Origin of the sequence: Lysinibacillus sphaericus, assembly GCF_000600105.1 — a bacterium.
GTDB lineage: Bacteria > Bacillota > Bacilli > Bacillales_A > Planococcaceae > Lysinibacillus > Lysinibacillus sphaericus.
In genome coordinates, this window is sequence record NZ_CP006837.1 from 2,008,378 (window position 1) to 2,028,496 (window position 20,119).

Annotated in this window: 20 protein-coding genes; 15 read left to right on the forward strand and 5 right to left on the reverse strand. The window is 36.0% G+C overall.

The features are described from left to right. Positions 1 to 306 precede the first annotated feature (306 nt). From T479_RS09260 to T479_RS09275, 4 genes are all read left to right on the forward strand, one after another. A complete protein-coding gene (locus T479_RS09260) occupies positions 307 to 822 on the forward strand; it encodes a sigma-70 family RNA polymerase sigma factor (RefSeq protein WP_024363630.1) in 516 nt (171 codons plus the stop codon). Then, on the forward strand, positions 809 to 1,477 hold the full coding sequence (locus tag T479_RS09265; protein WP_025219336.1) for a TIGR04104 family putative zinc finger protein: 669 nt from the start codon (positions 809 to 811) through the stop codon (positions 1,475 to 1,477). The genes T479_RS09260 and T479_RS09265 overlap by 14 nt, the downstream gene beginning before the upstream one ends. A gap of 136 nt (positions 1,478 to 1,613) precedes the next feature. Continuing rightward, positions 1,614 to 2,165 (forward strand): biotin transporter BioY, encoded by a 552-nt coding sequence (locus T479_RS09270; protein ID WP_025219337.1) that lies wholly within the window; start codon positions 1,614 to 1,616, stop codon positions 2,163 to 2,165. Positions 2,166 to 2,178: 13 nt separating this feature from the next. Further along, positions 2,179 to 3,762, forward strand: coding sequence for an amidohydrolase (locus T479_RS09275; RefSeq protein ID WP_025219338.1), 1,584 nt, complete (start codon positions 2,179 to 2,181; stop codon positions 3,760 to 3,762). Positions 3,763 to 3,789: 27 nt separating this feature from the next. Here the strand turns inward: T479_RS09275 and T479_RS09280 are convergent, their stop codons facing one another. After that, positions 3,790 to 3,999 (reverse strand): hypothetical protein, encoded by a 210-nt coding sequence (locus tag T479_RS09280; RefSeq protein WP_024363634.1) that lies wholly within the window; start codon positions 3,997 to 3,999, stop codon positions 3,790 to 3,792. A 325-nt stretch (positions 4,000 to 4,324) separates the two neighbouring features. On the opposite strand from T479_RS09280, the gene T479_RS09285 reads away from it, so the two are divergent. The 3 genes from T479_RS09285 to T479_RS09295 all read left to right on the forward strand — a co-directional run bounded on the left by T479_RS09285 (position 4,325) and on the right by T479_RS09295 (position 8,132). Further along, positions 4,325 to 6,094: a glycerophosphoryl diester phosphodiesterase membrane domain-containing protein gene (locus T479_RS09285; RefSeq protein WP_025219339.1), complete on the forward strand. Its 1,770-nt coding sequence runs from the start codon at positions 4,325 to 4,327 to the stop codon at positions 6,092 to 6,094. A gap of 124 nt (positions 6,095 to 6,218) precedes the next feature. Beyond that, positions 6,219 to 7,157: a stalk domain-containing protein gene (locus T479_RS09290; RefSeq protein WP_025219340.1), complete on the forward strand. Its 939-nt coding sequence runs from the start codon at positions 6,219 to 6,221 to the stop codon at positions 7,155 to 7,157. A 171-nt stretch (positions 7,158 to 7,328) separates the two neighbouring features. Then, positions 7,329 to 8,132, forward strand: coding sequence for a hypothetical protein (locus tag T479_RS09295; RefSeq protein ID WP_025219341.1), 804 nt, complete (start codon positions 7,329 to 7,331; stop codon positions 8,130 to 8,132). Positions 8,133 to 8,271: 139 nt separating this feature from the next. Here the strand turns inward: T479_RS09295 and fumC are convergent, their stop codons facing one another. The 3 genes from fumC to T479_RS09310 form a co-directional block, all read right to left on the reverse strand. Then, positions 8,272 to 9,660: a class II fumarate hydratase gene (fumC, locus tag T479_RS09300; protein WP_024363640.1), complete on the reverse strand. Its 1,389-nt coding sequence runs from the start codon at positions 9,658 to 9,660 to the stop codon at positions 8,272 to 8,274. A 311-nt stretch (positions 9,661 to 9,971) separates the two neighbouring features. Then, positions 9,972 to 10,190 (reverse strand): hypothetical protein, encoded by a 219-nt coding sequence (locus T479_RS09305; RefSeq protein ID WP_024363641.1) that lies wholly within the window; start codon positions 10,188 to 10,190, stop codon positions 9,972 to 9,974. A gap of 152 nt (positions 10,191 to 10,342) precedes the next feature. After that, positions 10,343 to 11,962 (reverse strand): ABC1 kinase family protein, encoded by a 1,620-nt coding sequence (locus T479_RS09310; protein WP_025219342.1) that lies wholly within the window; start codon positions 11,960 to 11,962, stop codon positions 10,343 to 10,345. A gap of 284 nt (positions 11,963 to 12,246) precedes the next feature. Here T479_RS09310 and T479_RS09315 point away from each other — a divergent pair, with 284 nt between their 5' ends. The 5 genes from T479_RS09315 to T479_RS09335 all read left to right on the forward strand — a co-directional run bounded on the left by T479_RS09315 (position 12,247) and on the right by T479_RS09335 (position 16,701). Next, a complete protein-coding gene (locus T479_RS09315) occupies positions 12,247 to 12,933 on the forward strand; it encodes a DUF421 domain-containing protein (RefSeq protein WP_024363643.1) in 687 nt (228 codons plus the stop codon). Positions 12,934 to 13,069: 136 nt separating this feature from the next. Then, positions 13,070 to 13,618 carry a pyridoxamine 5'-phosphate oxidase family protein gene (locus tag T479_RS09320; protein WP_024363644.1) on the forward strand — a complete coding sequence of 183 codons (549 nt, stop codon included), beginning with the start codon at positions 13,070 to 13,072 and terminating at the stop codon, positions 13,616 to 13,618. A 715-nt stretch (positions 13,619 to 14,333) separates the two neighbouring features. Further along, the gene (locus T479_RS09325) at positions 14,334 to 15,062 is read left to right on the forward strand and encodes an AAA family ATPase (RefSeq protein WP_025219343.1); all 729 of its coding nucleotides are present in this window, start codon (positions 14,334 to 14,336) and stop codon (positions 15,060 to 15,062) included. After that, complete coding sequence (locus T479_RS09330; protein WP_024363646.1) at positions 15,059 to 16,282, forward strand: GNAT family N-acetyltransferase; 1,224 nt, start codon at positions 15,059 to 15,061, stop codon at positions 16,280 to 16,282. Before T479_RS09325 ends, T479_RS09330 begins: the two co-directional genes overlap by 4 nt. 104 nt (positions 16,283 to 16,386) lie before the next feature. Next, on the forward strand, positions 16,387 to 16,701 hold the full coding sequence (locus T479_RS09335; RefSeq protein WP_025219344.1) for a TIGR04104 family putative zinc finger protein: 315 nt from the start codon (positions 16,387 to 16,389) through the stop codon (positions 16,699 to 16,701). A 39-nt stretch (positions 16,702 to 16,740) separates the two neighbouring features. On the opposite strand, the gene pdxR is transcribed toward T479_RS09335, so the two are convergent. Further along, positions 16,741 to 18,144: a MocR-like pyridoxine biosynthesis transcription factor PdxR gene (gene pdxR, locus T479_RS09340; RefSeq protein ID WP_025219345.1), complete on the reverse strand. Its 1,404-nt coding sequence runs from the start codon at positions 18,142 to 18,144 to the stop codon at positions 16,741 to 16,743. 212 nt (positions 18,145 to 18,356) lie between these two features. Here pdxR and T479_RS09345 point away from each other — a divergent pair, with 212 nt between their 5' ends. The 3 genes from T479_RS09345 (at position 18,357) to T479_RS09355 (ending at position 20,100) form a co-directional block, all read left to right on the forward strand. Beyond that, positions 18,357 to 18,695, forward strand: coding sequence for a hypothetical protein (locus T479_RS09345; RefSeq protein WP_025219346.1), 339 nt, complete (start codon positions 18,357 to 18,359; stop codon positions 18,693 to 18,695). A 175-nt stretch (positions 18,696 to 18,870) separates the two neighbouring features. Continuing rightward, positions 18,871 to 19,152 (forward strand): hypothetical protein, encoded by a 282-nt coding sequence (locus T479_RS09350; protein ID WP_025219347.1) that lies wholly within the window; start codon positions 18,871 to 18,873, stop codon positions 19,150 to 19,152. Between the two features lie 300 nt (positions 19,153 to 19,452). Then, entirely contained in the window at positions 19,453 to 20,100 is a 648-nt protein-coding gene (locus tag T479_RS09355; RefSeq protein ID WP_024363655.1) for a hypothetical protein, read from the forward strand. The last annotated feature ends 19 nt before the right edge of the window (positions 20,101 to 20,119 follow it).

The window sequence follows — 20,119 nt, forward strand, 5'->3', positions numbered from 1 at the left end:
TACTAGTCTGTACTTTCAATCGTGTATAAACATCCGTGACCTTTCAAAGGACAAAACAATGTAATACCTTACTAGTAGGTGTAAGGTTTTGTAAAGTCCATAAAAAGCGAGCGGATTTTTTGTTGACATAAAAACTAAAGTTGAGTGTAGTACAGTGTGCTTCACGTGCTACTATTCGTTTGCAAACCAATTAAGCAGTAAGTAATCAAGAGTTAACGTCAGTAACAAGAGAAAAAATATTTTATCAATCGTGAATCGGAAGGTCTTTGGTAAACGTCAGTAGTGTAGAAAGAAGGTGAGGCAGCAATGGAGATTGAACAAATAATTGCAGAGCACGGGGATTATCTACTGAAGGTTGCCTATCTATATGTGAAGAATGAAGCAACTGCAGAGGACATAGTTCAAGATGTGTTTATTGCCTTTTATCAAAAGCAACAGCAGTTTCGACAAGAATCCTCTTTACGTACATATTTGGTCAAAATGACAGTCAATCGCAGTCATGATTATTTACGCAGTTGGAAAAGCAAACGGCTGTCATTATTTGAGAAAATAATAGGACGCGCAACGACCATTACGCCGGAAAAAGAATTGCTCGCTAAAACGACTAAACAGGAGCTAGTAACAGCTTTATTCACTTTATCAGTGCCATACAGAGAAGTACTAATTCTCTATTATTTTGAGGAAATGACCACTGTAGATATTGCCAAGCTAGTTCGTTGCCCAGAAGCAACGATTCGAACAAGGTTACAGCGGGCAAGAAAACAACTAGCATCAATAATTGGTGACGATGATTGGGAGGTGTTACGTTATGAATCAATTTAAAAAAAACGTGTTAAATGAGCTACAGCATGTAAAGCTGTCCGCTGAAAAAAAGCAACAGATTGCACAAAAAGCTAGGGGTAGAAATAGACAAAAACAGAATAGCCAGCGGCAGTATCGTATTGTGTTAGCAACATTTACATTGCTTGCCATTGGTTTTAGCGTCCTTGTCACACTAAAAACGGAACATCCTACAAGGACAATGCAAGGAGCGGCTTCACAGCAAGAGACAAATAGATGGAGCTTATGGATGCTTTTAGAACATGATTGGATAAAAGGACTAGTGCTCTTAAGTTTATTTGTCACTATTGCATTGTGGATCAAGCGTATATTGCTAAAAAAAGGATATGGTTTGCCAGTATGTATGGCGTGTGGAGAAGTATGGACGGCTAAGCTAGTCCGAAAATATTATTGGAAAAATGGACAAATGTCTTGTCCACATTGTCAAAAAGTACATTACCGCACAAAAAAGTCGGTACAATTAAACGCATTCACTAATTTACCTATACCATTTATGGTTTTTATCAATTATTTCTTTAGTAATCTTTTAATGGGTATTAGTTTTTATATTGTAAGTGTAGCAATTTATCTTTATATTTTAATTCCTGTTGTCATAAAACTACAGGAAGATGACCCTAGCAATGAACCCTTGTGGTAAGTTTTTAAAGGACGATATGAAATATAAAAGTCTCTTTTTATATGAATTTGTCAAAATCGATTGACAACTGTTTTTATTTGCTTTATCTTTTGGTTAACCTATTTTAAAGATAGGTTAACTAAAGGGGGATTTTCGTTTGAAGAAGAGTAGTACTTACAATTATGTGTTAGCGGCATTCGGAGCGGCTATTATCGCAGTTCTTGCACAGGTTACGATACCGCTACCATTGATTCCAATTACAGGACAAACTTTAGCAGTAGGCTTAGTTGTCACAATATTAGGTACAAAGCTTGGTACACTATCTGTACTTGTATATATTTTACTTGGCACAGCAGGAATACCTGTATTTAGTGGTATGTCAGGGGGATATGGTATTATCATAGGTCCAACAGGTGGATATATTGTAGGCTTCCTTGCAGCGGCTGTTTTAATGGGGGTATACTTAGATAAATTTGGTATTACTTATGTACAAGCAATGATTGCCAACATTATCGGCATGGTTGTAACATTGGCATTCGGTACAGTATGGTTAAAAATTGTTGGTGATTTAACATGGACTGCAGCATTTATGGGAGGAGCCGCACCATTTATTATTGTGGGTGTTCTGAAAGCAGTACTTGCTGCATGGCTTGGTGTTGTTGTACGTCGACGCTTAGTAAGTGCACATTTAATTGAAGCAGTAGCATAGGGGGTTATAAAGGATGGCAACGCTTTGGACAGGTGGAACAATTTATACGATGGAACGAGCTGGTGAAACAGTTGAAGCTGTTCTTGAGAAGGACGGGAAAATTGTGGCAGTAGGAACGGTAGATACCCTATTACCACAGGCAACTACTATCCAGCATTTGCAAGGGAACTTTATGTACCCAGGATTTGTCGATAGCCATTTACATATTATTGGCTATGGAGAGAAGTTACTGCATATAGATGTTTCAAACGTAACTAGTAAGGATGAACTGCTCCATATCATTGGTGCGCGTATGGAAGGCGTTTCTGCAGAGCAATGGGTTGTTGCCATTGGTATGAATGAAACAGCGTATACAGAGCCCATTTTTCCAACTTTGTCGGAGCTTGACGCACTTGGTGAAGCCCATTTAATTATTAAACGAAGCTGCCATCATTTAATTTTAGCTAATTCTAAAGCACTTGCATTTGCAGGGATTACTAATGAATCACCTTCTCCAGAAGGTGGCATTATTGAAAAAAAACAAGGTCAATTAACAGGAGTTTTAAAAGATACAGCATTGTACTTGATTGTTAACAACATGCCTTATTATACGCCTGCATATATAGAGGAAGCGCTTCAAAAATCTGTTGCATCTCTTCAATCTTATGGTTTAGTTGGAGGGCATTCAGAAGATTTAAGCTACTTTGGGCCACCGAGTCAACCAATTCAAGCTTTTCGTAAAATTGTGGATGCCGAAAAATCTTTTAAAGTGCATTTATTACAGCACCATTCCGTTTTTGAGGAAGTTGCTTTGTTAAAGGAACAATCCACGCCGTATGTGGAATTTGGTGCTATGAAAATATTCGTCGATGGTGCTTTTGGTGGCCATACTGCTGCACTGCGCGAGCCTTATTGTGATGATCCAGATAATTATGGCATACTTGTACATTCGACAGCCCAATTAGAGCAATATGTGCAACTTGCACGGCGCTATGGACAAACAGTAGCTGTGCACGCAATCGGAGATTTAGCCATTGAGACAATACTAAATGTTTTCGCGGCATATCCACCTCTTGAGGGGCAATTAGATCGTTTAATTCATTGTAGCCTAGTTGATGAAGCGATTTTAGACAAGTTGGCAGCATTACCGATAGCCGTAGATATGCAACCACAGTTTGTACAAGGCGAATATTTAGCTGAAATAGTAAAATTAGGTGAGAAACGTTCACAAGGTCTACATCCACTAAAATCTCTTTTAGATAGAGGGCTGATTGTAGCAGGAGGTAGTGATGCACCCATTGAAGTGCCGAATCCGTTATACGGAATTTATGCTGCCGTGGCAAGACGAAATTTTGGAGAGAGTCATGAAGGCTTTGGTCCTCAGGAGAAAATTTCGCGCTTTGAAGCGGTGCGTTTGTATACAGTTGGGTCTGCTGAAATCATCGGTCAGGAGCATAGGCGAGGTAAGATAAAAGAAGGATTTAGTGCTGATTTTACCGTGTTCGACGATGATATTTTTACAGTTGATATTGAAAAAATCCCACATATTCAAGTTGCATATACAGTTGTCGATGGTCGTATCGTTTATGAACAGACAAAAAATCGTTGTGAGGCATAGCCACACAACGATTTTTTGATGTTTCTCCTATTGTCTTTTTGATAAATTGTGCACTTGTTCCTCCAAATCTCGGACACGTGTTGTCAGTTCATCCACATGTTGTTGTAGTGTGTCTCGAGAAGGAAGGACGGCTGTAGACTTTACATTTTTAATCATTTTTATCATAACGAAAAACATAGCAAGAAAAATGAGAAGAATAAAAATAGTACTAATGATGTCCCCAATATGTAGTTGCAACTGGATTTCCCCTCCTAATTTTATTTGCTATCTGTATTTACTGGATGGGCAAGTAAAAAGTTTCAATTTTTTAACGAACATTGCATACAAATATGACAATTGCCTCAAATAAAGGCATAAATAAAATGCCGCAGATGTTTAAATGCGCTTACAAGTCGCATGAAAAGTCTGGGTGCCATTCCATACAGCCGTAATGGATAACATTTTCTATGTTGAGAGTAAATTGAATTACAATATCTATCATACGTTAGTAAGAAGAAATAACTTAAAACGGATAGCAAATTGTCAATTAGGGAATGGGATAGTACGAAACTGGGGTGAGGGAATGCAAAAAGCTCGTCAAATTATGCGACAAGCCATCTATAACATTTATACGTATCGTATCGACTATATACGGGTTTTCGTTATGATTCGTGTATTTCAATTTTCACTAATAATACCGGTGTCAACACTCGTTTTTAATGTAATGCTTAATGTAACGGGCTACACGCATATAACGGAACAAAATTTACAAAGTTTTTTAATGCACCCCTTTGTCATAGCGATGATGATCCTTTTAGTAATGGTCGTATTGCTCTTTATTTACTATGAGATGGGTTTTCTGTTTATAATGGCTTTTAATCAGCAAAGGGGTACTCGTTATCGTTTTTTGACAATGTGGCAACAACTAAATCGAAAACTTCCTTATTTTTATAGCTTACAAGTTCTTTATTTAATTGTCTATATAGCTCTTTTATTGCCATTAGCTTCATTTGTACTCCCTCTTTGGCTAACACAGGGGATAGCTATTCCACACTTTATGACAAATGAAATAATGGGTACACCTACAGGTAGAATACTGTATGCTGCTGTTGCTAGTATCTTAGTGATGGTTGGAATAAGGAGTATGTTGACATTGCCTATTTTTACAATACAGCCAAAAATTTCACTAAGGCAATCATTTCTCCAAAGTTGGCGTTTTTCAAGACGGGGCTTGTTTAAACTACTTGTATTATTGGCAATGGTTTTAACGATTCATTTATTACTTTTAATCGTTGTAACAGTAGTCGGTATACTACCACTATTTTTCCTGGAACGATTTATGCCAAGCACAGCGCTGTTAACAGCAGGATTTACTTTGGCATTTCTTGAAATGGCCTTTATTGTGCTGTTTAGTCTGTTGCAAGCTATGTTTTCACAAGTCATGGTTGCCATTACGTATAATACGCGTGTTTTGGCTCTAACAAGAAACGCTTATCAAAACAAACGCTATTTTCCTTTGCCATTAGTGCTTTGTGTTATTTTTTCAATTTTAAGCATAATCAATATTTTTTCGTTAGAGAAAAGTGTGTACGCACCAGATACTAAAATTATTGCACATCGTGGTTATACAGCAGGCAATGTGGAAAATACAATTAGCGGGCTTGTTAGTGCAGCGAGTGCAGGTGCAGACTTAATTGAACTAGATATTCAGCAAACAGTAGATGGAGAATTTGTGGTCTTTCATGATCGTACATTAAGGCGTCTAGCAGGGAAAAATGGGGTTATTGCCAATATGACGCTAAGTGAATTAAAAACCATTACAATTTATGAGAATGGGATGAGCGATAAAATTTCTTCATTGGATGATTTTATCGAAATTGCCAAGGCGCTAGATGTTACATTATTAATTGAGTTAAAAGTACATGGGAAAGAAAGAGAAGACCTATTGCCTCGATTAGTAGAAAAGTTACGCGCCTATAAAGTGCTTGATACGTACTATGTACAGTCCTCAGATGCGCAATTGATGACACAACTTAAAAATATAACACCTCATTTGCGTGTAGGAATTGTTTATGCGCTGAATATTGGACCGATGGATCATTTAACTGTAGATTTCATTGCATTAGAAGCATCGTGGGTGGACGAGAGCTTAATTGCAGAACTCAATGCTCAACATCTAGATTTGTTTATCTGGACTTTAAATAAGGATCGTTCTTTACAGGAATTTATTGAGAAAAACGTTTCGGGCGTAATTACAGATCATCCAGATATAGCGTTAGAGATAAGAGCAAAACAAAGTGAACAGCAATACTTTCTACAACGCGTCCTAAATCGATTATCATTCATCTTTTAGCTCTGTGAAGTGGCAATTATTCTCTTTTGAAATTTTTTTGAAAATAATATGGTAATAATGTAACCATTTCCTTTTACAATCGACTACTTCAATGAACTCGTGAAATGAAGGAGATGTATTTTTTATGAAAATGACAAAGGTCGTACCATTTGCAATGACAGCATTATTATTAGGGGGCGTTGCAATCGCTCCAACTGCATCAGCAAATGAAGGAGAAGCAGTTGTCACAAATGCCCAACAGGATGAACAAACGCCACAAGTGCAGCCGGTTTTTATTAAAGTAGCCGGTACAATTGAAAGCGTGGAAGAACGTAATAATGCAACGTATTACACAACGAAAGATGGCGAAAATACGAACGTCTTTGTCGTAAATAAGGACACACTTATTTTTGATAATACGGGAAAAGAAGTAAAGCTACAAAAAGGTGATAAAGTAACAGCATATACGTATGCAAATAAGCCAATGCTAATGATATATCCACCACAGTATAATCCAGAAGTTATAATCGTGGAAACAAAGGAAATGGGGAGTGTCACTGTTGACTTTTTCAATAAGGATTTAGTCAATACGGATAACAGTTTAAAATTAAATGTTGGCAAAGAAACGGTGATCCAAAGCCAATCAGCTAAAGAAGTCTCAGCTAAAGATTTAGCCGAACAACATTTACTTGTGTTCTATACAATTACAACAAGAAGTATTCCTGCACAAACACCGCCAACAAAAGTCATTGTGTTAGATGCTACAGCGAAAGAACAAGGTGAAGGAACAGAGGAAGCTTCAGCTAATGCAGCAGTACAAGAAATTATTAAAACAGATTTTTATGAAGTGGAAGGTACAACAATGGTGCCATTACGTCTAATTGCAGAAGAATTAGGCTTTAAAGTGGAATCAACAGGTACTGGCGCTATTGTTTCAAAAGGGGCGCTATCCTACACAATTACACGTGGTGAAAAAGCATACGGCTACAATAAAGCACTTCGTTACTTTAAAGTAGCACCTGCGTTATTAGAACCAACGAAAACGTATGTACCTATTGAATTTTTTGAAGAATTAATGCAATAACATGTCCCAAACCCCTCCAAAGTACAATGGAGGGGTTTTTTTACTATGTTAAAAACTGAATATTCTAAATATTTTCGGTGACTGGCACTTATTTTGATTTTTTGATAGTTTTTTGACGCTAAATCTATTTATTAGATTAGTAGAATTGAATCAAGAAGTAGGAGGAGAATAGTGAAAAAAATTTTTCTAATGTTACTTGCAGCATTTGTAGTATTAATGGTTAATCCATCAACATCCAAAGCGAAAGTAATCTATGACGGCGTAGAAATTGTCAAAGGGCAAACAGGGAAGCTAACGTTTTCGAAAGATGTAAAAGTGTATAAGAAAAATGCCAATGGTCAGTTTGAATCGATGTTAGTCAAAAAGGGAAATTACTTCCGTGTATATAATATTGAAAAATATAATAAACAAACATATTATTGGATGAGCTCTGGATATCGTGTACAAGCAAGCGATTTAACTGTATTTAAAGCGATTCCGTTTGAACAACGTGTAAAATTTTATCAAAATCCTGCCTATATGTGGATTAATAGAGATAAACCGTTTTACTCGTTTTATAATGAGAGTGATAGTTTGGCAACGCATGCACACTCTTATTATACCTATCTAAATAAATGGGGGAATTTTATCTTTGAACAGGGGGAACTTGTCAATACGTATGATATGAGTTTTGTAGGTGGCGGTATTGAAAAGCGAACAATTGATCCAACAGATATTCAACTAATCGAACCGCAAGTTGTGAATAAGGATATATTATTTATTGTCACAAAAGATACGGTACAGCATATTAAACCATATTTAATTAACAATAACGATTATTATCAAAGACTTGCACGTCCATTGCCAACAGGTACTGTTCTTAAAAGTGCAGGTTTTAAAATTGGTAACTATTATGCAGTGACGTTTAATAGTGAATCTGACCTTTACAGCACATTTTTCGTTCCTGAAAGCTATGTAGTTGAAAAGGCGAATTAAATCGCTGATAAACCAGTGTAAATCGCGGGTAAACCACCACGAACTGCTAATAGGGGTGGAATTCAACGATGGCAGTATTTACACGACCATCAAAATATAAAGGCACCAAGAGTTCAAAACTTCTTGGTGCCTTTTGTATTTATGCATTCGGATAAATCATTGTAGCTGGATCAACATATTCATCGAACTGTTCTTCAGTTAATAAGCCTGAAGCGATGGCCGCTTCTTTTAGAGTCGTGCCTTCTTTATGTGCTTTCTTCGCAATTTTTGCCGCATTTTCATAGCCAATATAAGGGTTTAAGGCTGTTACAAGCATTAGCGAGTTTTGCAAGTTATGATCCAGTACTTCTTTGTTTGGTTCGATGCCGATAGCGCAGTGATCATTAAATGATTTCATCGTATCTGCTAGCAGACGTGTCGATTGTAGGAAATTGTAAATAATAACAGGTTTAAAGACATTCAGTTCAAAATTACCTTGCGAAGCGGCAAAGGCAATTGTTGCATCGTTCCCAACTACTTGCGTAACAACCATTGTCATCGCTTCACTTTGCGTAGGATTCACTTTACCTGGCATAATGGATGAGCCTGGTTCATTTTCTGGAATAGTAATTTCACCAATACCAGAGCGTGGACCACTTGCTAGCCAACGTACGTCATTGGCAATCTTCATCAAATCAGCAGCAAGTGCTTTTAATGCACCATGTGCCACAACTGCTTCATCATGACTTGTTAAAGCATGGAATTTATTTGCTGCGGAAGTGAACTGTTTGCCCGTTAGTTCACTAATTTCAGCTGCTACACGCTCACCAAATTCAGGATGTGCATTAATACCCGTCCCGACAGCCGTACCGCCAATCGCAAGCTCTTTCATGTAGTCCACATTATGTTTAATCATTTGCTCGGATTTACCTAGCATAGCAGACCAGCCACTAATTTCTTGTCCCAATGTCAGCGGGGTAGCATCTTGTAAATGGGTACGACCAATTTTAATAATATCTTTAAATTGCTCTGCTTTTTCATCCAATGTTGCCTTTAATAAACGAAGGCGAGGCAGTAGATAGTCTTCTACTTTTAGTACGGCTGCAATATGCAACGCAGTTGGAAACGTATCGTTCGAGCTTTGAGATTTATTGACATCGTCATTTGGGTGAATGCGGTCAGCTTCACCAGCATCTTGTAAAATTTGGTTTGCACGATGCGCAATCACCTCGTTGACATTCATATTCGATTGGGTACCACTACCAGTTTGCCAGACAACAAGTGGGAATTGATCGTCCCATTGACCATTTAAAATTTCATCTGCCGCTTGCACAATTGCATTGGCTTTAATATCCGAAAGCTTTCCTAATTTATTATTTGCGATTGCTGCACTTTTCTTTAAAATCGCCATAGCTTGAATCAATTCAATCGGCATGTGTTCAGTACCAATTTGAAAATTCTCTTTACTACGTTGGGTTTGAGCACCCCAAATTTTATTGGCAGGTACTTTGATCTCACCCATAGTGTCTTTTTCAATACGATAATCCATTGAGAACAGCTCCTTCAATTTATGTAACTAAAAAACGGATATTCTTAGTGTGATGTAAGAATATCCGTTTAATGCATGTTTATTTCAAAAAATAAGGGGGGATTCTGAAATAAACAGTTTAGAGAAAAGAAATAATCTATATGATAATGATAATTGTTATCAATTAAAAAGTCAATTGTTCTGCTCAATAAAAATACTATTAATGAGAATAGTTCGCATTTTGTTCAAAAAAATCAATTATTATTGCGAGTACTGTTATGTTTTTTGTCTACCCACACCTTGTATGTTGATAAACATAAAAAAGGGAAGAACTATCTTTTCTTCTTCCCAAGATCTTTTGTTAAAGGTTGTTTTTTTGATATTTTTTCAAAAAGCACAATGACATGATACTGGCGCTCATTCATTTGAATAACGTCCACTACTTTTGCTTTTCGACCTTTAATTTGGATGTTTTCATCAATAGTTGGAATGCGAATTAATAGCTGATTCAAAACGGAAATCTTATTTTCATAAAAATGAACAACATGCATTTTCGCAGTTCTCCTTATTTTGTATTTTAGTCAATTTATGAGTAACTGGCTGATTATAGAACAGTTGGTATAACAGGACGAATAGCATGAAAATCCCATTGGAAAGCATAAGGAAAGCCTCCTAAACGTTAGAATTAGGAGGCTAATGTTATCTATAGCGTTTTTTTGGAGAGCCGTTGTAACCATCTTTTTTGTTTCCAACTACTTACGATATAAAAAAGACTAGAAAGTGCTAATACGCCACTCGATGCTTTTATAAGGAGGGCATATTGTAAATACAGGCCAAAGAAAACTGCGCCTAATGCTAGTACACTAATGATAAAGGCTTGCTTTTTTTGATTTTCATAGATTGCAAAGACAAAATCCCTTTGCTGCAATGCATCTTTTTGTACTAACATTCGCTGGGGTGTCTCCACAAGGTCTTGCAGGGAATGGAATACTTTAAAAATTGGGAGCGCATTAAGCCATTGTAAAACAGTTTTCCAATTATTTGAGCTTCCTTGCTTGATCCAATCTGAAAATACAGGTTTAATAATGTCTAAAATTTCTTTCTCTGGATTAAGGGTCAGCAACATACCTTCAATTGTCACAAACGAGCGCCCTAAAAAGATAAATCGTGTAGGAACTTGTATAGGAAGTAATTTTATCATGTCATTCATTTCTTTTTTGACAGCAAATACATCCATTTCCTTTACTTTGTTTAAATCCAATAGTAGTACTTCTCTTAGAAGATTTTCAATGATTTTTAAATCCGCTCCTGGTAGTAAAAATCCTAAATTTTTTAATGCTTCCGCCGCTTGAGCATAATTTTTTAATAAAATAGCCTGCATTAAAATTTGAAAATTGGCTGCATCTTTTCTTGATATTTCGCCAACCATACCAAAATCAAGAAGGACAATTGTACCATCCTCCGTTACTAGCACATTGCCAGCGTGCGGATCAGCATGAAATAGCCCAGCCTCTAGCCATTGTGGTAAGAAAATGCGCATTAATCGCTCAGATAATGCTTCTTTATCAATTTGATTGGAAGTTAAAAATGCGTTATCTGTTATTCTTGCACCATCTATCCATTCCATTACTAATACTTGAGAGGTGCTAAGTTCGGGATACGCACTAGGAATCTTAAGTTCATCAATCGATGCAAAGCGTTCGCGAAAATGTGTCATGGTGTCTAGTTCTTTATTAAAATCTAATTCCCTACTGATGACATGTTTGACTTCATTAAAAAGCAATTTAAAATTAATAAAGCCTTTAGGTACTGGAGCAATATATTGCGCAAACCACATAATAATAGCTAGCGAACGAAAATCCGTTCGCATAATAGTTGGTATCGTGGGTCGCTGTACTTTAGTTGCTACATTCGTACCATCCTTTAACTTTCCGCGATAAACCTCTCCAATGGATGCGGAAGCGACAGCTTTTGTCTCGATTGAAAGAAGTACATTGTCAACAGGACTACCCCATTCTTTTTCCAAAACAAGTTGAATGTCTTCCCAAGGAGAGGGAGGGACTTGATCTACTAAATCCTGTATTTGGCTAATAAAACTTTTTGGTAGTAAATCTTCGCGAATACTTAAAAGTTGTCCGACTTTAATCAACACACCTTCGAGTTCAAATAACGTTTCTCGAAATTGTCGACCAAGCTTTTCCCAGAGCATTTCCCATTGTGGTTCCGATTTTTTTCGAATGCGAAACCAATAAACTTGCAACAACATGGAAAAAGCGAAGGAAAGTATTTTCCACATACGATACCAACTTTTCCTTTTTTTCATGCGACATACCTCCGATTTTATATTTGAGCAAAAAGACAAATTATATGTAAATATTTCCTATAAATCGAATATCTAAATCATACACCAATTGCCAATCTAAATGGATTGTATTTTATGTATCAATCTAATAAAAAATAGCACTGAAATTAACCTTAGGGGTTATTTATGCCTTACAAATACTTCTTCTAGAAGCAAGCTAGTGGTGAGAACAAGGAATGCACCTAGTTTTGAGTGTATGTTATGGACTGCATAACGCATTCTATTGTATAGATAGGAGTGGTGATATGAAAGATGTAAGCTACTTACAAATAGCCATAGAAACAGTTGTAACTTTTTTCGTACTTCTTGCCCTCACACGTTTTTTAGGGAAAAAACAATTAAGTCAACTTACTTTTTTCAATTACGTAACAGGAATCACAATTGGCTCGATTGCCGCAAATATGATTGTTTTAAGTACTAAAGATTACATGAAAGATTTGGTAAGCTTAATTATTTGGTGTTCGTTGACGACACTAATCGGCTATATTAGTTTGAAATCAGGGAAAATAAGAATGTTGCTTGACGGTCAGCCTACAATTGTTATAAAACATGGCAAAATCGATCGAAAAGCATTGAAGCGAACCGGTGTCAATATTGATGACTTAACGATGATGATTAGACAATATCAAGTTTTTTCAATTGATGAAATAGATTTTGCCATTCTAGAACCGAATGGTACGCTTAGTATTCTTAAGAAACCGCCATTTCAAGGTACCCAAAAAATAGATATAAACATCTCACCAGAAAATCCACCTTTTTTGCCAATTGAAATAATATCAGATGGAAAATTATTAAAAAGAAATTTATTAGAAGTTGGGAAAAATCGACAATGGTTAAAAGATGAACTGAAAAAGATGTCTATCGAAAATATTGAAGAAGTATTCTATGCTGAAATCCAATCGAATGGGCAATTATTTATCCAAAAATATTAGACCAGCACGTAATTTTAAATACGTGCTGGTTTTTTAACAGTTTCTTGTACCCATGGATATTCCCAAAACTGTCCCTTCTTAATCGCACGGTTCTATTATAAACTTCCAATATCATAGGTAAGGAGAAGTGATATGGATGGAAACTAATATTCGTAAGGCGGATCGAATGTGTACAAATGAAGGGCAAATTTATAACTTTTTACGAGAAGCTCAAACAGCTTTTCTTGGCTTGGTAGATCATAACATGCCATATGTCATTCCGCTTAATTTTGTATTCAAAGAAGGGATTTTTTATATTCATGGCGCAAATGAAGGAAGAAAAATCACCATCTTACATACGAATTCAAATGCTTGTATGACCATAAGTGAAAATTACGGAACAATTGCCGATCCGATTCCTGCTAATACAGATACTGCTTATATGAGCGTTATCGCAAACGGTATCATCGAAGTAGTAACAAATTTAGACGAAGCAACGGCAGCAATGCAAGCAATGCTAGATAAATATGTCCCAGCTTACTATCAAGCGCCCTTATCAAAAGCACATGTTGAGAAGTATCAATCTTCTTTAGGAAGTAAAACGATTGTTCTAAAATTGAAACCAATAACGATGACCGCTAAAGCACATCAAGATAATGGACAAATGAAGTTTTATCCTGGTAGATCCATTCAACAGGATATTTAACATAGCAACTTGACTTGGAAATAATAGTGGGGAATGTTTACACGGTGGCTGCTGGTAAACAATTCGAGAACTCGTTCAAGCGTCTTTGTACTGAATAAGATAGCTATAGTCAGCCTACTGATATTGTTAAAGGAAGCCTTTATGTAATCAAAGTAGTACTGCGGATAACTTCGTCTCTCTATTTTTGGGAGATGGAGTTTTTTAATATAAGAAATAATGAAAAGTAGAGGAGGCTATATGCACATCATAACAAACAATAACGTATCAATGATAGGACTGCTAGCACTTGTAGTTTCTACGCTTTATGAGCTAAGTGTTGAACGCCAATCAAGTATAGGAATTACCACCCCTTCTTATTCAAATCGTTATAATGGCATAATTTTATTATCTTTATTAGTAATTTGCGCTGGATAACTGAAATATTTCTCGGGAAATATTGTGTAGGTAGTTACTGTAACGGAAAGGGATGTCGTGTTTCCGATATAGGTATGACAAGTAGGCATTCGGTATTGTTCGGTATTAAAAGAAATGATGAGTTTATGCTTTATTTTAATATTCTGACTTTTATTTCTGTTTAACGCTAGTCTGGTCACCTATTTCCCTAGTTGGCATTATGCTGTTATAGCTAGCAGGTATTTTTTAATTGTATTTGGAAAAGAAGACCGTTTCACAATAGCTATTGGGAGTTATAATAGTAAAAGGGAGGGAAATGAGGATGTATTTAAAAGCATGCAAAGTTTTACAGGACAACATAGAGGAAAAACACCTATATCCTTTTAATATACCTAGTTTGCAGGATTTACAAGAGTTAGCGTTTCCAACGAATGTAACGTTTTTTGTTGGGGAAAATGGCTCTGGAAAATCGACGTTACTGGAAGCTATTGCGGATTGCTGTGAATTTAATACAGCAGGTGGGGGACGTCAAAATACCTATGAAGTACATAAGGCGGAATCGGCATTAGGAGATTATATTCGCTTATCTTGGTGGCCTAAAGTGACGAACGGCTTTTTTCTAAGATCGGAGACGTTTTATCAATTTGCAAGTCATATTGATTTGTTAGAACATCCGAATAAGTATGCTGCATTTGGTGGCAAATCTCTACACCACCAATCACATGGCGAGTCCTTTTTATCGCTATTTATGAACCGTTTTAAAGGCAAGGCGATTTATTTATTGGACGAGCCTGAAGCGGCTTTATCACCTACGAGACAACTTAGTCTTCTTAAAATCATGAAAGATTTAGAGCATGAAGCTCAGTTTATTATTGCTACCCATTCGCCCATTTTACTTGGTTATCCGAATGCGACCATTTACAGTTTTGACGATGGGGGAATTGAATCGATTCGATACGAAGACACTATACATTATATTGTAACGAAGCGATTTTTAAATGCACCAGACACTATTTTTGCAGAGCTATTTGATGAGGAGAGAGAATCATGAATCAACGAAAAGGTTTAGTAATGCGAGAAATACGACTTGATGAGATGGCTCAGTCAATTGATTTACTAAATTATGTATTTCAAATGTCTATGTCCATTCATAAGGATCGTCGTTTCGTCAATGCCAAAAGTAAACAGTTCGATGAAGGGCATGCATTTGGCTGGTTTGACGGCTCTCAACTAGTATCACAAATATTAAATTTACCTTTTCAAGTAAATGTACATGGGAAATTTTATGAAATGGGTGGTATTACGGCTGTTGGTACCTATCCAGAATATTCTAGACACGGCTTGATGGAAAGTCTTATTTTGAAATGCCTCGAACAAATGCGAGAGGAAGGTCGATATATTTCTTATTTATTTCCTTATTCCATTCCATATTATCGCAAAAAGGGTTGGGAAATTATGAGCGATATTGTGGAGTTTCAAGTAAAAGATACGCAACTCCCTCATTATGGCGGACTAAACGGTAAAATTCGCCGAGTCGATCCAAAAGATGAGGATGTAGTCGCTATTTATGCACGCTATGCCAAAAAAACACATGGCGTTATGGTGCGTAATAGTATTGCGTGGAATGAAAAATTTCAAGAAGACTTTTGGGAAGAAAAGTTTATAGACAGTGATGTCAAACTACAAGCTGCAATCTATTACGATGAGGACGATGTGGCACAAGGTTATATGTTCTACCGTATAATGGAAGAAAATTTCTATATTGATGAGATTGTTTATATGCAGGAAGAAGCTCGTAAAGGGTTATGGAACTTTGTCTCTGCCCATAGCTCAATGGTCTATAACGTGTATGGGAAAACAACGGGCAATGAAGCAGTCGCTTTTTTACTAGAGGATAGTGAAATTATTCAAAAGGTTTCTCCTTACTTTATGGCACGCATTGTGGACGTAAAGGAATTTTTAATGCGTTATCCGTTTATAGGAAGTGACTTCCAACTGCGCTTTGCGGTAACTGACCGTATTGTCGCTTGGAATAATGGTACCTTTGTTGTCACAGTGCAAAGCGGAGAAGTATCTGTTGAGAAGGTGAGCGAACAATTATCCGAAAATGCTATACAACTAACCGTACAGACGTTAGCTACGATGCTATTGGGCTATAAACGACCTAGCTATTTAGAAAAAATCGAGCGCTTACAAGGTGAAGCAATTGAATTGGCCCTTTTAGAAGCTGTTCTACCTGTAGGTATCCCGACATTTATAGATTATTTTTAAAAGAATTTGTGCAGGGAAAACCTGTGCAATTCTTTTTTTGCTTTAATGGAGTGCTTCTTTGTGAAAGAATATGGCATAATTAGTGAATGGAGGGGATGCACTGTATGCCAAAATGTATTGAATGTAAGGAGAAATGGACTTGGAAGCAATCGATGCGTTCCATTGTGACATTTTCGCGATTTATCAGTTGTCCTTATTGCGCAAAAAAACAAATGCTCACTTCAATGACTCGTATTTCTATTTTACTTTTGGTCTTTGTACCTTATATTACAATGCCCTATGTTGTTGAGGAGGAAGTGAAAAGTTCGGCTGTGGCAATAGGAATTGCTATTTATTTATTGACCTTACTGATGATGATGCCGTTGTTAATGGATTTACGGGAAATACCAAAGCATTTGCAAAAATACGCTCAAAAATGATACATAGTAAAAAAACGTGGGTTTTTGAAAGCCCGCGTTTTAATGTTGTTTGGAACGTAGCAACGGCCATGCTTGTGATAATAATTGAACGCCTTGTTGGATATCCTCGATTGACAACATACTAAATCCTAACTGTAATATTGGTTCAGTGTTTATCTGTTGCAGATAATACGGGCTAGTTGGGTACACTTTTACACCGCAATGCTCAGCAGCTTGGAGTAGCTCTTCTTCGGTTTGCTGCACATGCAACTTAATCAATACATAAAGACCTGAATGCTCCCCTAATATCGTCATATTGTGCCCGAAATGCTTTTTAAGTTGTTCTACAAGACAGTTCATTTTATGTTTATAAATAATACGCATTCTTTTAATATGACGTGTCCACTCACCCTTTTCCATAAATGCCGCCATCGTTAATTGATGGAGAGAAGAGGCATTATGTTCAAATTGATCAAATTGTTCTTTGTAACGATGGGTAAGTGACTTAGGCAATACCATATAGCTTAATCGAATACCTGGTAAAAAAGATTTTGAAAAAGTTCCCATATAAATAACGCGCGAATGGTCGATAGAGGCAAGTGCCGGAAATGGTTGCTGCGTATAACGAAATTCACTGTCATAATCGTCTTCGATAATGTAACCACGTACTCTTTTTGCCCATTGAATCATCAATTGCCTTTGTTGAATAGACATTGAAACACCGTAAGGGAAATGGTGTGAGGGGGTTACATATAAAAGCCGTGATTGCATGTGTGTCAATAGCTGAAGTTCAGCGCCATGCGCCAAAACAGGTAGTGCTTCCAACTCAAAACCATTTAATGTAAATGATTGACGTGCACCAACATAACCTGGATTTTCAACAATTACACTTGTAAAATCATGCTTCAAAATAAAACCGAGATACAATAACAATTGCTGTGTACTGCTACCAACAATAATATCGTCCGCCTCACATTTCACCCCACGTGCTTGGAGTAAGTAGTGAACAAGCTGCTCTCTTAATACAGGCTCCCCAAAAGGATCGCCATACACAAAACTATCTGCTAACTGGAGTGCTCGATTAGCAAATTGTCGCCAAGTCTTTAGCGGAAAATGGGATTGATCGACAGCACCAGCCCGAAAATCAATTTTTATAGCTGGCAACACCTGCTGTATTTTTTCTGTCCTTCTTGTTTGTTCCTCTTCCTGTAAAAACACTTGTTCCAATACATTAACGAAATAGCCTTTACGACCTTCACCACGTATGTAGCCTTCCGCTACCAACTGTTCATAAGCAGTTAATGTCGTATTACGACTGACCTGTAACGTCTCCGCCAATCGCCGAATAGAAGGAAGGCAATCATTGGACTTTAAGATTCCTTGCTCAATTAAAGTCTTTAATTGCTGATAAATTTGCTTATATTTCGCCTCATTATTGTGAATAGGAAATATAAAATCGTCCATATCAAAACCTCCATGACATTTTAAAAAATACAAAAAACGCGCTTTTTATATGTCAGTTACTTATGTATTAGCGTACAGCAATCTTTGTAGAAAGGGAATGCTAATATAAATCAGTATAGTTCGTGGGAAGAAGCTATTTATAGTAGTGTAAGAACAAGTGAAAAATAGATTGCACTTACAATTTTGAATAAAGAATAGGGGGATACAAATTAATGTTTGAGGAGAAACAACAACAACATACTAAGTGGTTCGTAAATAAAGCTTTAAGAGTACGGCAACAAGATTTTGTAGATGGAAAAATAGGTATTTGGGTTTCGGTTCATAAATTTAACGTGTGCTTTACGATGATGATGTATGATTTTATTGAATGGTGTCGTGAGTTAGATATAAATATAGAGGTTGATATGAGTTGGCATAACCATAGGGGCTTTGTGATTGAGAGTAAGGATTTGCCGTTGTTGAGGTCAGAAATAAAAAGATTCATAGATTTAAACAATATAAAGCCTAGTGAAGATGACGAGAAATTTTCTGACGATGAGTGGTATTCATAATGTTTAAATTATATTAATATAATTAAACTAACTAGAATGAATCTTTTGCATCAGCAAAAGATGCTGGTTGAAAAGGGATTTACGCAGTATATATGCTTTAATTTTTTTAGGTAATTATCTATTTACGCTAATCATTACGGTATTACAATAATAAAATAGACTAGGTCATTGTTATTTGACTTTTGACGAACCTGATTTGATAGATAAGGTAAAAGTTTATATAGTCAGAAAACCAAATGAAGCAAATAAATTTATTATGGAACTAAGAAAATGTTTTAATTTGAACCTTTCTATTAACGATATAAGAGAAAAACTGAATAGTTTACCTTTTTTGGTTATCCAAGATATCACAATTATGAAGTATGGCAAAACAATTGGGATTTTAAATCAAAAATACAATTGTATAGAGGTTCGTAATTCAAAGAATGTTATTATAATTAGCCCAGAGAAAAATTAGTTAATATAGCGCAACTACAAAGAAATAAAAACATCACTGTACAAATAGAGATATTTAAAATTTTATGGTAAAATAAGGATAAGTATTTTAAACATATGTAAAGAAAACGCTAAAAACGCTTTCGTTACATATGTTTTTTATTTACAAAAAAGGTGTGTTGTTCATGTATATATATCGACTTGGAAATGACCATGATTTGAAAGATTTAACTTATTTGAATATGTTAAAAAATGCAAAATAAAAGACCATTAAAAAATGATGTAGCAATACATCAAATAGAAACGAAAGGATAGGCTTTTTATGAAACAACTAGAAAAATCAATATTTAAATTCATAGAGGCGTTGAATGAATATCCAAAAGAAGACTCCCCCGTTGAAAAAAACGGAGGAGTCCGTTATAGGTCCAAATTAGCAAAACTTGATGTAGATGAAAAAATCTATCTTTCTCCTGAATTAATATTATTTTATCAACAGTGTGAAATAATTTGTAATATACGTCCTGATGGCTATCAATTAGATTGTACAGATATTGATTTAGGAAATAGCCTCCTTTTTCTGTATGCCGCAGATAAATTGGTTCGTAGACAAGAAGGATTTCGTTGGATTGGAACCGAAAAAAAAGAAAATCCAAATTGGAATCCGAATTGGCTTGTAGTTGCAGATAAGGATGATGATCCAATTGTAGTTGTCACAAACCAAGAAAATTCACCTGTTTTTGCAAGTTATGAAACGAGTGCCTTATTTCCAATCGCGGATTCTTTTTCTGTCTTTCTAGATGCTCTTTCGGTGACATTAGAAATAATACATGAAAAATTCAAAGGAGAAATAATGGATGAAGAAACTTTCGAAATCTACGATGATTTTGTTGAAAAGTTAAAGTCTTCTTTGATTAGTATTTTGAAAAAAGAGGAATACGCTGATAATTTAATTGATTACTTATACGGTTAATAAATAATTTTTTTTCGTT